This window comes from Mycobacterium sp. 1245801.1 (assembly GCF_001673055.1).
Classification (GTDB): domain Bacteria; phylum Actinomycetota; class Actinomycetes; order Mycobacteriales; family Mycobacteriaceae; genus Mycobacterium; species Mycobacterium europaeum_A.
This window is the reverse complement of sequence record NZ_LZKY01000077.1, coordinates 1-941: the sequence shown is the minus strand read 5'-3', so window position 1 is coordinate 941 and position 941 is coordinate 1. Positions and strand designations below refer to the sequence as shown.

Here is a 941-nt window from a genome sequence, read left to right as displayed (position 1 = left end):
GGGCGCCCGGCGCGGCCGGGTCGATCGGCAGGTACGCCGCCCCGGTCTTGAGCACCGCCAGGATGGCCACGATCGCCCGCGCCGACCGCGAGAACAGCACCGCCACCGACTCTCCCGGCCCCGCGCCCTGCTCGGCGAGCAGGCGCGCCAGCCTGGTGGCGGCCTCGTCGAGTTCCCGGTAGGTCATCGACGTGCTACCCCAGCTGATCGCCGCCGCGTCGGGCCGGTCGGCGACCTGCGCGTCGAACATGGCGGGAATCGACGGCAGCGCGGGCAGCGGCCGGGTCAACACCGCCCGGTTGCCGATCTGGTCCAGGCGGGTGCGCTCGGGCGCGCCGAGCAGATCGACCGACGACAGTGGCCGGCCCGGGTCGGCGGCCATCGCGAGCAGCACCCGCTCCAGCTGGTCGCGCAGCGCGTCGATGGTCGGGGTGTCGAAGATGCCGGTGTCGTACTCCACCCGCAGGCCGAGTTCCTGGCCGGACAGGGCGGCCTGCATCGTCAGCGGGTAGTGGTTGCGCTCGAACATGTTGACGTCGGCGATCGCCAGTTCGTGGTCGACGGCCATCGCGGAGGTGTCCAGCGGATAGTTCTCGTAGGCGAACAGGGTGTCGAAGAGCTGCTCGTGGCCGGTGAGCCGGTGGATCTCGTGCAACGCTAGGTGCTGGTGGTCCAGCGTGTCGGCGTGGGCGCGCTGCATCTGGTCGAGCAGCTCGGTGGTGGTGGTCGACGCCGTCATGTTGGCGCGCACCGGGACGGTGTTGATCATCAGACCCACCATCGATTCGGCGCCGAGCACCTCGGCCGGCCGGCCCGACACGGTGGTGCCGAAGGCGACGTCGTGCTGGCCGGTCAGCCAGGCCAGCAGCTGCGCCCACCCGGCTTGCAGCACGGTGCTGACGGTGGTGTGGCCGGCGCGAGCCAGTTCGCTGACCGCGCGG

Annotated in this window: 1 protein-coding gene; it reads right to left on the bottom strand. The window is 71.8% G+C overall.

All coding sequences use genetic code 11. The features are described from left to right. Positions 1 to 941: condensation domain-containing protein (locus A5622_RS04640; protein ID WP_156752839.1), on the bottom strand; the 941-nt coding region annotated here is incomplete at both ends.